General features: G+C 57.0%; 12 protein-coding genes and 1 tRNA gene. 5 read left to right on the plus strand and 8 right to left on the minus strand.

The window, feature by feature from the left end; genetic code table 11:
• Positions 1 to 58 precede the first annotated feature (58 nt).
• Positions 59 to 712, minus strand: coding sequence for a protein-L-isoaspartate O-methyltransferase family protein (locus O4H31_RS13355; protein ID WP_269346553.1), 654 nt, complete (start codon positions 710 to 712; stop codon positions 59 to 61).
• A 143-nt stretch (positions 713 to 855) separates the two neighbouring features.
• Here O4H31_RS13355 and O4H31_RS13360 point away from each other — a divergent pair.
• Positions 856 to 929: transfer RNA gene (locus O4H31_RS13360), tRNA-Cys, on the plus strand.
• A gap of 471 nt (positions 930 to 1,400) precedes the next feature.
• Here the strand turns inward: O4H31_RS13360 and O4H31_RS13365 are convergent.
• Positions 1,401 to 2,408: a tyrosine-type recombinase/integrase gene (locus tag O4H31_RS13365; RefSeq protein ID WP_269346555.1), complete on the minus strand. Its 1,008-nt coding sequence runs from the start codon at positions 2,406 to 2,408 to the stop codon at positions 1,401 to 1,403.
• Positions 2,395 to 2,568 carry a hypothetical protein gene (locus O4H31_RS13370; RefSeq protein WP_269346557.1) on the minus strand — a complete coding sequence of 58 codons (174 nt, stop codon included), beginning with the start codon at positions 2,566 to 2,568 and terminating at the stop codon, positions 2,395 to 2,397. Before O4H31_RS13370 ends, O4H31_RS13365 begins: the two co-directional genes overlap by 14 nt.
• Positions 2,569 to 3,503: 935 nt before the next feature.
• Between O4H31_RS13370 and O4H31_RS13375 the strand changes: the two genes are divergently transcribed.
• The gene (locus O4H31_RS13375; protein ID WP_269346560.1) at positions 3,504 to 5,171 is read left to right on the plus strand and encodes an ATP-dependent nuclease; all 1,668 of its coding nucleotides are present in this window, start codon (positions 3,504 to 3,506) and stop codon (positions 5,169 to 5,171) included.
• 88 nt (positions 5,172 to 5,259) lie between these two features.
• Entirely contained in the window at positions 5,260 to 5,850 is a 591-nt protein-coding gene (locus O4H31_RS13380; protein ID WP_269346562.1) for a hypothetical protein, read from the plus strand.
• Between the two features lie 415 nt (positions 5,851 to 6,265).
• Here the strand turns inward: O4H31_RS13380 and O4H31_RS13385 are convergent, their stop codons facing one another.
• Genes O4H31_RS13385 through O4H31_RS13400 form a run of 4 tightly spaced genes read right to left on the minus strand, consistent with a single transcriptional unit; the run spans position 6,266 to position 10,379 of the window.
• Positions 6,266 to 6,631, minus strand: coding sequence for a hypothetical protein (locus O4H31_RS13385; protein ID WP_269346564.1), 366 nt, complete (start codon positions 6,629 to 6,631; stop codon positions 6,266 to 6,268).
• A gap of 10 nt (positions 6,632 to 6,641) precedes the next feature.
• Positions 6,642 to 7,865, minus strand: a complete 1,224-nt coding sequence (locus O4H31_RS13390) for a c-type cytochrome (protein ID WP_269346566.1) — start codon at positions 7,863 to 7,865, stop codon at positions 6,642 to 6,644.
• A complete protein-coding gene (locus O4H31_RS13395) occupies positions 7,862 to 9,622 on the minus strand; it encodes a GMC family oxidoreductase (protein WP_269346568.1) in 1,761 nt (586 codons plus the stop codon). The genes O4H31_RS13390 and O4H31_RS13395 overlap by 4 nt, the downstream gene beginning before the upstream one ends.
• Positions 9,623 to 9,638: 16 nt before the next feature.
• Complete coding sequence (locus tag O4H31_RS13400) at positions 9,639 to 10,379, minus strand: gluconate 2-dehydrogenase subunit 3 family protein (protein WP_269346570.1); 741 nt, start codon at positions 10,377 to 10,379, stop codon at positions 9,639 to 9,641.
• Positions 10,380 to 10,569: 190 nt separating this feature from the next.
• Between O4H31_RS13400 and O4H31_RS13405 the strand changes: the two genes are divergently transcribed.
• On the plus strand, positions 10,570 to 11,289 hold the full coding sequence (locus O4H31_RS13405) for a cytochrome c oxidase assembly protein (protein WP_269346572.1): 720 nt from the start codon (positions 10,570 to 10,572) through the stop codon (positions 11,287 to 11,289).
• The gene (locus O4H31_RS13410) at positions 11,286 to 11,798 is read left to right on the plus strand and encodes a CopD family protein (RefSeq protein ID WP_269346574.1); all 513 of its coding nucleotides are present in this window, start codon (positions 11,286 to 11,288) and stop codon (positions 11,796 to 11,798) included. Before O4H31_RS13405 ends, O4H31_RS13410 begins: the two co-directional genes overlap by 4 nt.
• Here the strand turns inward: O4H31_RS13410 and O4H31_RS13415 are convergent.
• Complete coding sequence (locus O4H31_RS13415; protein ID WP_259986300.1) at positions 11,768 to 12,283, minus strand: DUF2231 domain-containing protein; 516 nt, start codon at positions 12,281 to 12,283, stop codon at positions 11,768 to 11,770. The two genes, O4H31_RS13410 and O4H31_RS13415, sit on opposite strands and share 31 nt — an antisense overlap.
• Positions 12,284 to 12,299 lie beyond the last annotated feature (16 nt).

A 12,299-nucleotide genomic window follows, 5' to 3' on the forward strand; every position in this document is an offset into this window, starting at 1 on the left:
GCCCCTACCCTGAAAGCGACGCGGCGCGCGATACGGATCGGCGCGCCATTCATTCCGCTTACAGCTGGAATTCTGCCTGACGTTCAAAGCCACGCAGCACCGGCGCACCGGCGTTAAATTCGGGCCGCCAGGACACCTGGCCACCGCGTTTATAGCCCACGCGCACTTCGCCCAGACCCCGATCCATAAAGAGACAAGCAATACGCCCGCCCTCTTTCACCTGCTCGAACAAGGCTTCAGGCACGTCGCCCACCGCCCCTTGAATCATCACAACATCATAGGGACCATGCTGCGGCGCGCCTTCGGTCAGCGGGGCGACATGCACGATCACATTGTCCGCTCCGGCCTGCGCCAGCGCCTCCTGCGCCTCGGCGGCCATCGCCTCGTCTTCCTCAACGGCGACGACGGCCTCGGCCATATGGGCGATCACGGCGCTGGAATAGCCCATTGCGCAGCCGATATCGAGCACCAGCTCGTCGTTCGTGATGTCGAGGTGATCGAGCATTTTGGCCAATGTCCGCGGATCAAGCAGCACGCGATCCTGCCCCAGATCAAGGTTCTCACCCAGATAGGCGGCCTCGCGCTGCGCGGCGGGCACGAAGTCTTCGCGCTGCACGGTCAACATCGCGTCGATGATTGGAAACTTGGTCACATCCGAAGGGCGGACCTGCGTATCTACCATGGTTACGCGGCGGGCGGCGAAATCACTCATCAGCTAAACTCATTCGTTCAGGGTGTCTGAAGAGTGATGTGCCACATTGCCGGGCCAGCGGCAACGCCCTGACCGCATTTTCACACGCATATGGGTCTTGCGGCCTTCCTCGTGATCCGTTAGCAGTGCGCCAACCACCGGTCGGCGAGTTGGCGGAGTGGTTACGCAGCGGATTGCAAATCCGTGTACACCGGTTCGATTCCGGTACTCGCCTCCATTAAAAGTCAATAGCTTAGCTGACTATTGAGAAACGCGCTCCCGCGTGTCTAAACAAATGTCTAAACATTCTGTTTTTGTTCCGTTCCGTTTTGACTAGCGCCCAACAACAGTGCTTGAACCTCAAACCGAAGGAACTTCCCACTGTTTTCTGGGTTGGATCAGGAGCCCGCTGCCAACCACCCCAGCTCAAGGGAACTATCAGACTGAGGATACCAATGTTTTTCACATGGCTTGGAAGGATTTTGGCCTTTGGTCTTCTACTTCGAGGGCTGCTACTTACAGCGCTCGGTCTCTACGTAGCATACAATTTCGTCGACCAAGCGGCATATGAGGCAGCGTCTGCGCGCTATCTTGGAACTAAGAGTTCGGGCCAATCCATCGATCAGGGATTGGAGTACATTGGTTGGGGTATTGTGGTTGGGCTGTTAACGACCATATCCGGCGCATTGGCAAAAAAGAATACTTGAAACTATTGGTCGCGCTGCCTGGCGCGCCGTTGCTGGGCTTCGACAGCTCTGATCCGCTGGCGAACCTTCTTCGTGTAGTGTAGCACCATGGCCGGACTCTGGCCCGTTACCGCAGCTACGAGATCATCGCTGCAGCCTGACTCGACCAACTCACAGGCTGCGTTATAGCGCCAGCTATGGATATCATAGTCTAGGGCACCGATACGGTCCCGGACCTTTCTGACCGCAGCAGAGGCACCCCGGTAAGACCATCGGTTAGTCCCACGCTCATTTGTTACGATGAATACTGAGTGACGGCTTGCCGCGTCGAGAGCGGCTTGCAGCTCGTCGAGTATTGGAACCCACAACTCTTTCTTCGTCTTACTCTGCCGCACGAAGAATGCGCCGTCCTGAATGTCGGACCAACGCATTTCCAAAACGTCTCCGATCCGCTGGCCCGTACCGACGCACAGCTCCATGACAAGCCGTTCACGTGTCCCGATGGGACAATCATCCCGATAGGCCTCCAGAAGCTCCTGAGGCCATGGCTGACGCTCCTGCCTGACGGTCTTGAGCTCGGGAACACCACGTGCCGGATTGGTGTCACGCCAGCCAAGGTCCACACAGTGCTCCATGAGCACCCTGAGGACCCGGAGCGAGTAGTTCGCGAAATACGCCTTGTGGGCGTTTGCGTCGCGCAAGCGGATCACATCCTTGCGCTGCATCTTGGCCGGGTTCCGGTCCCCCATGATGGTGGCGAAGAAGACGAGGTGCTTGTCGTAATCGAGCGCCGTGCGGGTCTTCAAATTCGCGTATCGGGGCGACTTGTGATAGCTCTTAATAAGCGCATCAAAGGTTCGAGACGTGACAACGCGCGGCTTGTCCTTTTGACTGAGTATGTCCGCGTATTCCTTCCAGAATGCGGGCGTTCCGAACTCATGCTCGAATTTCTGGGACGACCATCCACGCCGCTGGAAATACAGCCCGTTGCGCTGCTTGTAGACGTGCTTTGGCAGCTCACGTTTGGTCATGGCGCATGTCTATCCCCGCGTACTCATCATCCTCACGCTCTTTAGATAGCACAAGTTCAATCCTTTTGCCTTCAACTGTGACACGGCTCACTGCTTTGCCTGCATTTTCGAACGCCCTAAGCAGGGAGAGAGCACGTTGCTCAACGCTAGAGGTGGACATCAGGTCCACCTTGAGAGGGATACTAGTGGCAACCCCCCGATGCCGTCTGGTGAAGTGTTGCAGAAGGGAAATATGCGCCGCAGACGCGGCTTAGCTTCGCCGCCCGTTTGACGGTTCGGCTGCGCGACTGCTCGATAGGTTTCTGCCGAAATGAACCTGTTCAATAACCTGCAGAATAGATCGCGCAGATATGCCCGAATGCCCAGAAACTTAGATATACTGTCCATCGCTGACATCTTTCCAAATTCGGGTTCGCGCGTCCGGTCGGACGAATGGGAAAGGACCCATGCAAACCGCTCTTTAAGACAGCTAGGACAGAGTTTTTTAGGCGGCGCAATCCGAGCAAGCCTGCGCCCACCACTAGGTGCATATAAACGACTGAAACAAATCGTGATCTCAGCAGAGGTGCTTCATCTCAGCAGAGGTGCTTCCGGCACCAGCTTCTACAGGCGGCAATCCGAGGTGCCACCACTAGATGCAGTATTGTATCGAGGGGTATACGCATAAGCGCGTGTTACTGATGTGATTCAGAACACGCGCTGTGTCAAGTTCGGTGTGCCGATTGCGGCAGAGGGTGCACGACCTGCCTAACGCGCCCCTTCCGAATTTTAAATCTAGGAAGGCGCGAGACTAGTGTTGCGACAACAACCGAAACTTAACGAGCTACAACGGGCCGGACGCGGAAGCTAGCTGCCAACGGATAGGCAGCTAACCCAGCACCGTTAGAGAAAAAACTAATATTGGTCGGCACGTTTATCCAGACAAATCTTTTTGCTTGATGTCTTTCGATATCTCCCCTTAGAACGGAAAATATAACATAGCACCCAAAGTCATTCTCTCGCCGCGTTTATCGACGTATCGTCACCATTTTTACTTTAAAAGTTCGATTGAGAGAAAATGTCTCGATGCTGGGTGAGCACAAGGACACCCATTTAATGACTAAACCGATTGCCTCACTTTCTTCGATCACTTTTTCAGACGGTCAAACATTTCATTTAGGCCGAAATGAAAAACTGATGTTGGTTGGCCCGAATAACAGTGGCAAGTCGCTTACATTGAGGGAGGTCGTAACGTCTGCAGAAAGCCAGCTCGGCAACTTTCAGCGCAATAAGGTCGTCAAAGGCATGAGCTTTGAGAAGACAGGCGACGAGGAAGCATTCCGCGCATTCTTAGAAGAGAGCGGAACCTACGATAGTCAGAGACAATCCTACCAAGTGCGAGACTGGACAATGAATGAAGGCTTCGTAGAGCACTGGTTCAAGCAGCCAATGCTTTGGCAAAGCGCTGAGGGTTTTATCAAGAACATCGTAGCAGAAACCCGCCTCAACATTACCGGTCTCCAGAATAGTGTGTCTGTAGGAGCCCAGCGAACAAAGCCGCAGCAGGTATTGTATGACGAGCAAGACCTTATGGAGCGCATCAGCCGATTGTTTCGAAGGGCTTTCGGAGACGACTTATTCTTTAATTTTCGCGGTGGTGCAAGCTTACCCATCCACGTTGGAAGCCGGCCAATCGTCGAAGCAGGCGAAGATCGTGTCTCCGACACTTATGTGGCGAAAGTCAACTCTTTCCCCTTACTTCATGAACAGGGCGATGGGGTCAAAAGCTTCGCCGGGATATTGTTTGAGGCCGTCGCAACTGAAAGAGATATCACCTTAATTGATGAACCCGAAGCTTTCTTACATCCTCCCCAAATGCGACGGCTGGGCGAAACTTTAGCCGAAGAAGTCAGAGGCCAACTACTGGTAGCTACTCACAGCAGCGATATAATGAGAGGTTTTCTTACGGGTACAAGTGGAGCAGTTCGCATCTTACGGATGCAACGCAATGGGGATGTAAATCAGGTAACTGAAGCCTCAATTGCTACGATTAAGACACTTTGGGAGCAACCAGACCTTCGGTATTCGAATGCACTAGAAGGCATTTTTCATGAGCAAACGATAATCTGTGAGGATGACAGCGACTGTCGTTTATTCAATTCCATTGCAGATCACATGGAACGCGAAGCAGAAGAAAACTGGAAAGACACAGCTTACGTACCCGCCGGGGGAAAACATTCGATTCACAAAATCGCACGTGTTCTTGGTCAAATAGGCGTTCCTGTTACTGGCGTTTTCGACATCGACTTCCTGTCAGATGCAGTCCTCGTAAAAACCACAGTTGAAGGCTTTGGAGGCGACTGGTCTATCATTGAACCTCTTTGGCGCCGGGTGAATGCAGCTGTCACAGCGGGCGTGACTCCGCCAACCAATACGGAAATCAAACAGCAGATTATTGCGCGTCTCACTGAAAGCGGCGATGATGCTTTGCCTAAAGGTGATATTCACGAGCTACTGAAAAGAGGCGAGCCATGGGCGGAAGTGAAGAAGTTTGGAACACGTGCTATTCCGAACGGAAAGGCTCAAAAAGACTACGCAACCTTAATTGCCGCACTGGATAACTTATCTATTGTTGTTGTACCGGTTGGCGAGATAGAAAATTACGCCCCTGAGATCGGTCTCCACGGGCCTAAATTCGTTACCAAATTGCTACAGGACATTCCATTGGGTGATGAAAGACTTGCGAACCTGCGCAGCTTCGTCCGACACGTGCACCGGCAATAAGTTTAACTACAATGACTGCGGCTTCGCGAGGGTGTCCAGTTGCGCTATTTTATTTAGAATGGCTATAATATTTCATCAGGATGATCGTATGAAATCTTTTTTCAAACTATTGATAGGTCTGCTCACCGTCACAGCCTTAGGCACTATACTTTGGTTCCTCTATAAATTGACAGCATATGTTTTGGTAGGTGCAAAAGAATTAAAACCAAACGAATACGTCCCTTTATTCGTTGCTTTTGTAACCGCCGCTGTGGGCTTAACTGGCGCGCTTTACACACAGAATAGAATCCGAAAACGTGAGATCGACGACGCACACCGAGCAAAGAAGACGGAGATATACTTTTCGTTCATCAAGTTGATAGAGCGGGTGATGATGGCACATAAAGATGAACTAGGCTTAGAACCTCTTGACGAAGGAGAACTCGTAAAGAAATTGATTGAGTTCAAAACTGACTGCCTACTATGGGGTTCCGAGGAAGTTTTGCAAGCACTAGTAGACTTCCAAACACTCAGTACATCACAACCCACTCCCAAGCAAATTCTACGATCTATTGACCCACTGTACCGCGCAATGCGGAATGATATTGGTTTGACGAATACTAGGTTGGCGAAAGATTTTTTCGCGAAATGGCCTCTATCTGACCCGAAGGAGTTTGATCGCATTGGCGAAGGAATTTGATGCAGCCAAATCATTCTTAGGCTTCAATAATCTTTCCCGAGGCATTCCGGCAAGCCGTTCATCTATAACCATTTTGGCGGCTCGGTTGTTAGACGGACTCTGGCGGGCGAGGAAGCTCCGTAGTTTCAGCTTCTGCCTTCCGTCAATATCTACCGATGTCACCAGAAACACGGTCTAAACATTCACCCTATGTTCCACCGTATCTCACCCTACTTCTAAACATTTTTCTCAATGATTTCGGATACATTCAAAGTCTTGCAAATCCGTGTACACCGGTTCGATTCCGGTACTCGCCTCCATTTTATCTCTATGCATATCCGGTTGTTTTGCCCCCGTTGGGGGACGCTGTGTTAGCCGAAAGCGGCCCTTAACATCTGCAGGCGAGCCCCCCCCAAAAAAAAATGGCGGCTTTCCCCTAATAGGTAATGCCAGCCGCGGCACAGTCCCTCGCAGCTACGTGAGAGAGGTCCGGCAGTTCACCCGTCCCGTTACCTGAGGCAAGGCGGTCAACTGTAATGCCGCGGGAGTTGGCAAAAGGCTTTGGCTGTTTTGCACCAGCTTCCTTAATGCCCTCCTCATCATCTCTTGAAAGCCCGGCGATTTCTGCTGCCTCAACCTCTGCCTGCAGACCAGCACAATGCTCTACGATCGCAATCATGACAGCGCGGTCATCGGTATTGTGTTCCACTTCGCCAAGATAGAGCGGTTCCGCCATCGCCGCGCCCGAGAAGCACAGCGCAAGGCTCAATGTCGCGACAAGCGATGGCTCGGCAGTTCTCATCGGATCACCCTCAATATTCCTCAGCTAGATATTCGCGCATCTCGGCCACGGCCTCCGCCGAGACCGCGCCGCTCTGGCGGTTCCCGGTATTGCGCAGGTAGGTCAGCAGGTCGGCGATCTGCGTGTCGGTGAGTTTCCACGCAAAGGGTGGCATGGCCAGCATGCTGGGGATCGTTTCGGTCGGCTGGGCGCGGGCACCGCCGAGGATGACACGGATCGCGGTCGAAGGATCCTTGGCGTGTAGTTTGTTCGACGTGCTGAGCGGCGCAAAGAAATAGGGCACGCCCGAGGCATCGGCCACGTGACAGGCGGCGCAATTGTCGAAGTAAAGCCCTTCCCCGGCCTCCATCCGCGCCGTCTCGGGGGCCTCTTCCAGCTCGCGCGCCGTGTCGTCGAGGGTTTTGAGATAGGTGGCGACGGACCGCAGGTCTTTCTCTTCCAGAAACTGGGTCGAAATCGAAACAACCTCGCCCATGCGCTGCATCGGGGCGGTATGTTTGGCGCGTCCGTATTTCAGGAACTCGAAGATGTCGTCCTCGCTCCAATGTGCAATGCCGCCGTTCTCACCGCCGCGGATGTTTGGGGCGAACCAATTCTCCAGCGTACCGCCGCGCAGGTATTCACCATCCTTGCTGGCACCGAGGAGGTTCTTGCCGGTGTGACAGCCGCCACAGTGCAGCGGCCCATCGACGAGGAAACGGCCACGGTTCCATGCCTCGGAACGGTCCGGGTCGACCTCGAATTCCGCGTCCTCGAAGAACAACAACTTCCAGCCGCTCACCGACATGCGGATGTTGAGCGGAAACGGCAGATCGTTTTCCTCTTCCTTCACATGCACCGGTTCGAGCGATTGCAGATAGGCAAAGATCGCATCGGTCTGCTGTCGGGTCATCAGGGTAAAATAGGGATAGGGCATCGCCGGGTAGAGATGCCGCCCCTCGTCGTCGATCCCTTCGTTCAACGCATTGTAGAAATCCTCCCGCGACCAGCGGCCCAGCCCGGTCTCGTCATCCGGAGTGAGGTTAGCGGAATAGATCGTGCCGAAGGGTGTTTTTAGCGCCCGGCCCCCGGCAAAGGGGATGCCGTCGTTGTCGATATCCGTGTGGCAGGCTTTGCAGTCGCCCGCCTGCGTCAGGTAGCGGCCCCGCTCCACTTCGGAGGAGGCAAGCTCCTGCGCCTCAGCCGGGACAAGGCTCGCGCCGCAGAGGGCGGTGATCAGGGCCAACCGCTTCATGCCTGCACCAGCGGGCCGGGGTCGGCCATATATTGATCGATGATCGCCGCGACCGACCAATAGGCCAGCGCCGCCACGGTCCCGGTCGGGTTGTAGCCCGCGTTTTGGGGAAACAGCCCTGCCCCGGCGACGAAGAGGTTGTGCAGGTCCCAACTCTGGCAATAGCGGTTGCAAACGCTGGTCTGCGGGTCAGTCCCCATGATCGTACCGCCGGTGTTATGCGTGGTTTGATAGGGCATCGAGTCGTAGGATCCCTTGCGCTCGGCCACGTTGACCTCGCGCCCGCCCATGCCTCGGGCAATCTCTTCGGCCACCGGGGTGATATGGGCAGTCAGCCGGCGGTCGTTCAGCGTGAAATCATAGGTCATGCGCAAGAGCGGCCTGCCATGTCGGTCGGTATAGGTGGGATCAAGATCAAGGTAGTTGCTGCGATGTGCCATCGAGGCGCCGTGCACGCCCACGGTGGTGGTCTTGAGGAAATTGGCCCGGACCGACTGTTTCCATTCGCTGCCCCAGCCCGGCACGCCCTCGGGCACCGGATGGCTTTCGATGGGCCGCGCGTTGGTTGTGTAGCAGGCGATATAGCCACCCCCGATAAAGCCCAGCCCGGAATGGTCGAAATTGTCGCCATTGTATTCATCCACCGCCATGCCGAGCGCGCCCGCGCCGACAAAGCCGTTGGTATATTCCTCATCGTAAAAGACCGTCGCGCCGGACATCACCTGATAGCAGTAGTTCTTGCCTACCACGCCTTCACCGGTCTGCGGATCATATGGCGTGCCGATGTCGGACAAAAGCATCAGCCGGGTGTTCTCCAGCGGGTAAGCACAGAGCACCACGACCTCGGCGGGCTGGAAAAATTCCTCGCCACTAGTATCGATGTAGGTGACCCCGGTGGCGCGGGTGCCATCAGGGGATTTCTCGACCGAAAGCACTTCGGAATCGGTGCGTAGGGTGAAATTCTCCCGCTTCATCAAGACCGGGATAATCGTGGTCTGCGGCGAAGATTTGGAATAGTTGCCGCAGCCGTGTTTCTCGCAAAAGCCACAATAGGTGCAGGGGGCCAGCTGCATCCCCAGCGGATTGACATAGGCGCGCGACATATTGGCCGAGGGCACCGGGAAAGGGTTCAACCCCATATCCCGCGCCGAAGCCTCGAACCGGTCCTGCGAAAAGGTCATCTGCATCGGCGGATTGGGGTAGTCATCGCTGCGCGGCCCCTCAAAAGGGTTGCCGCCCTTACGGATGTCGCCCCGCAGGTTGCCCGCCGTGCCGCAGATGCCGCAGATCTTCTCGAAATAGTCGAAATGCGGCTCCAACTCCTCATAGGTGACACCGTAGTCCTGCACCGTCATCCCTTCGGGCAGCGGGCCATAGCGTTCTTCATTATGGCTTTTCGCGACAAAATCCGACGGCAGGAAACGGTAGGTCTGGCCGTTCCAATGCACGCCCGAACCGCCCACGCCATTGCCCGGCAGGAAGGACCCCCAGTGCCGCATCGGCAGCGCCGTCTGTGCGCCGTTGTTGCGGAAGGTGACGGTGGATTGCGAGGCTTCCTGAAACATCCCGTGGCGCCAGTAATAGCGTAGTTCGTCCTGCGCGAAGGTGGTGGCGAAATCCTTGGGCGTGTCGCGCCACGGCCCGCGTTCCAGTGCCAGCACCTCCATCCCGGCGGCGGTCAGCTTCTCGGCGTAGATCGCCCCGGTCCAGCCGAAACCGACCAGAACCACGTCGACCTTTGGAAGCTGTTTCGTCATCGTGTCACCTCGTGTCTTATTCAGAGCTGTTCCAGCCGGGACGGCCCATCAGGCTGACCGGCGGCAGATCAATGCGCGCGCCGTTGTGGCCCACGAAATCGCGGTAATCATAGCGGGTGCCGGGGAAGCCGACGTAGTGCCACGCCACCATGTCGCGGTTGCCGCCGTAGATTGGATCGGCAAAATAGCCTTCGATGGTGTTTTTCAGGATCAGGTCAAAGAACGCCTTGGCCGAGACCCCGTCGAAGGTGATTTCCTCGTCGTCCATCCCCTTGAGGATCTCGTCCTGTTGCGCCGCGCTCAGCGCGGCAAACCCGGCGTCCTGCTGCGCGCGGCAATAGCCGTCGAGTTCAGCAAGCGCGTGACGGTAAAGCTCTGCCGGGGGGTACTCGCTTTGATAGCCTTGGGTCGCCGTGCCTTCGCGGAAGGGGCCCTTCATGTACCAATGCTGCCCACGGCCATAGAACCCCGCCATTTGCCGGTCGAGGAAGGTGATCACATCAGCCTCAACCGCCCCCGGCCCGTCCCCATCCGACGGGATCAGCCGCGCGCAGATCGCGGCGACGGCCTCGCGTTCATCGGGGGTAAAGAACCAATCCTCATGGGTGCCGTAATACGGGGGCTGGCCCTTCAGGGGCTCCCAAGGCATCCCCTCGCCCCGGCCATAGATCGCGCCGAAGACAGCCGAAGGGGCGGCGATGGCGGTGCCGCCGAACAGCAAGGATTTCAGAATTTTGCGGCGCGTCGGAAAAGACAAGTGACCCCTCCAAGTGATGCGTATAGCCTCGGGGCGTAATGCGCCCTGTGGTAGAAGCTGGATCGCTTTTACCGGGGGTCAAGGAAAATTGATCGGGCTCTGGAGAAACCCAACCGCCACTCAATTTGTTTGGAACGAACTGCGCGCGCGCGGCGTTCCTGCTAAGGAACGACCAAAGGGAAAATAGACCTTGCTCAGCGATGCTTGGATCCGAACCTATTGTGGACCGGCACCGGGGCCGGAGGATTTTTGGTTTCGCTGGAACTTCGATCCGCTTCTTCTGGCCGCTCTGTCTTTGCTCTTCTTCGTTGTCCTGCGCGCGCGTAGCCGCCACGGGATGGCCGCCGTGGGGGTTCTGGTGCTGGCCTTAGTCTCGCCCCTTTGTGCGCTTTCCTCGGCACTGTTTTCGGCGCGGGTGGTGCATCACGTGCTGCTCTTCGCCGTTGCCGCGCCGTTGTTGGCCCGCGCATGGCCCTCGCGGCGGGCGGGTGGTGCGATGGCGGCCTTCGCCGTCTCGACCGTGGTGCTTTGGGGCTGGCATCTGCCGATGGCTTATGATCTCGCACTCTCACATGTCGGGGTATACTGGCTGATGCAGATTAGCCTGCTCGGCGCTGCCCTGTGGTTCTGGCGCGCAGTGTTTGCCCCCGGTCGCACGCCCGTCGAGGCGCTGACCCTGCTCATCGCCGGTTTTGCTCAGATGGGTCTTTTGGGGGCGATCCTGACCTTCGCGCCCGAAGCGCTTTATGCCGCCCATGCCGTTGCCCCCATGGACTGGGGCTTCTCGCCGCTGGCCGACCAACAGCTTGGCGGTATCCTGATGTGGGTGCCTGCGGGACTGCCCTATGCGGTCGTCGCCGGGGCCGTAGCACGGCACGGATGGGCGACCCTGCGGGCGGGCTCCGCGTGAGCGGCTGGTTCCCGGTTCTCATCACGCTCTTCAAAGGCGTGCATATCGCCGCGCTCATCCTGTGGTGCGCCGGGCTGCTTGCCCTGCCCCTGATGCTGTCCCGCCATGATCCCGCTGGCACGGCGGAGGAGTACAGTCGCATCCGCCGCGCCACTCATACGACCTATGCCATCCTCGTCACCCCCGCTGCTGTCGTGGCGGTGGTGGCGGGCACATGGCTGATCTTCTTTCGTGAGGTTTTCGTCCCTTGGCTTTATGCCAAGCTGCTGTTTGTCGCGGCGCTTGCCGCCGCCCATGCTTGGATTGGGCATCTGGTGGTGCAGGTGGCCGAGAAGCCAGAGAAACACCGCCTGCCCCGATCCTACCTGCCGATCACTGCCGTCGGCATCCCCGTCATCGTGATCCTCATGCTGGTTTTAGGCAAGCCCGACCTCTGGGACTTCCCCCTGCCCGGCTGGCTGCTTGAACCGCGGGGCGGTCAATTGCCCTTCGACGTGCCCAAACGATAATCAAAGACCAATTTGCCCCCATGCCAACCCGTAAACCCTACCATCACCGCGCCCAGCCCCGACAGGAGGATGCCGTAAGGCAGCACCGCCGCCTCATAACCATAGAGCCGGTGGCCCCAATTCGCGCCCAAGACCGCCAGCAAGGTCACGGCGATGATCGCATGGGTCCAAGCGGCAGCGCGGGAGCGGATGCCGCTCACAAGCAAAAGCTCGGCAGCGCCGGAAAACCCCGCCAGCACGCCAAAGAAGAACGCCGTCCCCGCCGCCCAGAGGGCCGCTCGCGCCCAAAAGGCATCGCCGGTCCACCAATAGAGCAGATCGGCCCCCAGCAGGCAGAAGGACAGCGCGATGGGAAAGGCCACGCTCATGGCGTGGATCGGGTGGCCCTCAAGCGCGATGCGGGTCTCGGTCTCTTCATAGCCGGGCTGAGAGGCGATCGGGTCGATCAACCGGTCCTCACCCGTCTCATTGCTTTGCTCGCTCATCGGGGCAGACTCCTTC

The organism is Sulfitobacter dubius (assembly GCF_027214245.1).
Lineage (GTDB): Bacteria > Pseudomonadota > Alphaproteobacteria > Rhodobacterales > Rhodobacteraceae > Sulfitobacter > Sulfitobacter dubius_A.

Coding starts and splice junctions, on each gene's coding strand:
- O4H31_RS13390 (WP_269346566.1), bottom strand. CDS start 7,865: ATGAAGCGGTTGGCCCTGATCACCGCCCTCTGCGGCGCGAGCCTTGTC.
- O4H31_RS13395 (WP_269346568.1), bottom strand. CDS start 9,622: ATGACGAAACAGCTTCCAAAGGTCGACGTGGTTCTGGTCGGTTTCGGC.
- O4H31_RS13355 (WP_269346553.1), bottom strand. CDS start 712: ATGAGTGATTTCGCCGCCCGCCGCGTAACCATGGTAGATACGCAGGTC.
- O4H31_RS13365 (WP_269346555.1), bottom strand. CDS start 2,408: ATGACCAAACGTGAGCTGCCAAAGCACGTCTACAAGCAGCGCAACGGG.
- O4H31_RS13370 (WP_269346557.1), bottom strand. CDS start 2,568: ATGTCCACCTCTAGCGTTGAGCAACGTGCTCTCTCCCTGCTTAGGGCG.
- O4H31_RS13380 (WP_269346562.1), top strand. CDS start 5,260: ATGAAATCTTTTTTCAAACTATTGATAGGTCTGCTCACCGTCACAGCC.
- O4H31_RS13415 (WP_259986300.1), bottom strand. CDS start 12,283: ATGAGCGAGCAAAGCAATGAGACGGGTGAGGACCGGTTGATCGACCCG.
- O4H31_RS13385 (WP_269346564.1), bottom strand. CDS start 6,631: ATGAGAACTGCCGAGCCATCGCTTGTCGCGACATTGAGCCTTGCGCTG.
- O4H31_RS13375 (WP_269346560.1), top strand. CDS start 3,504: ATGACTAAACCGATTGCCTCACTTTCTTCGATCACTTTTTCAGACGGT.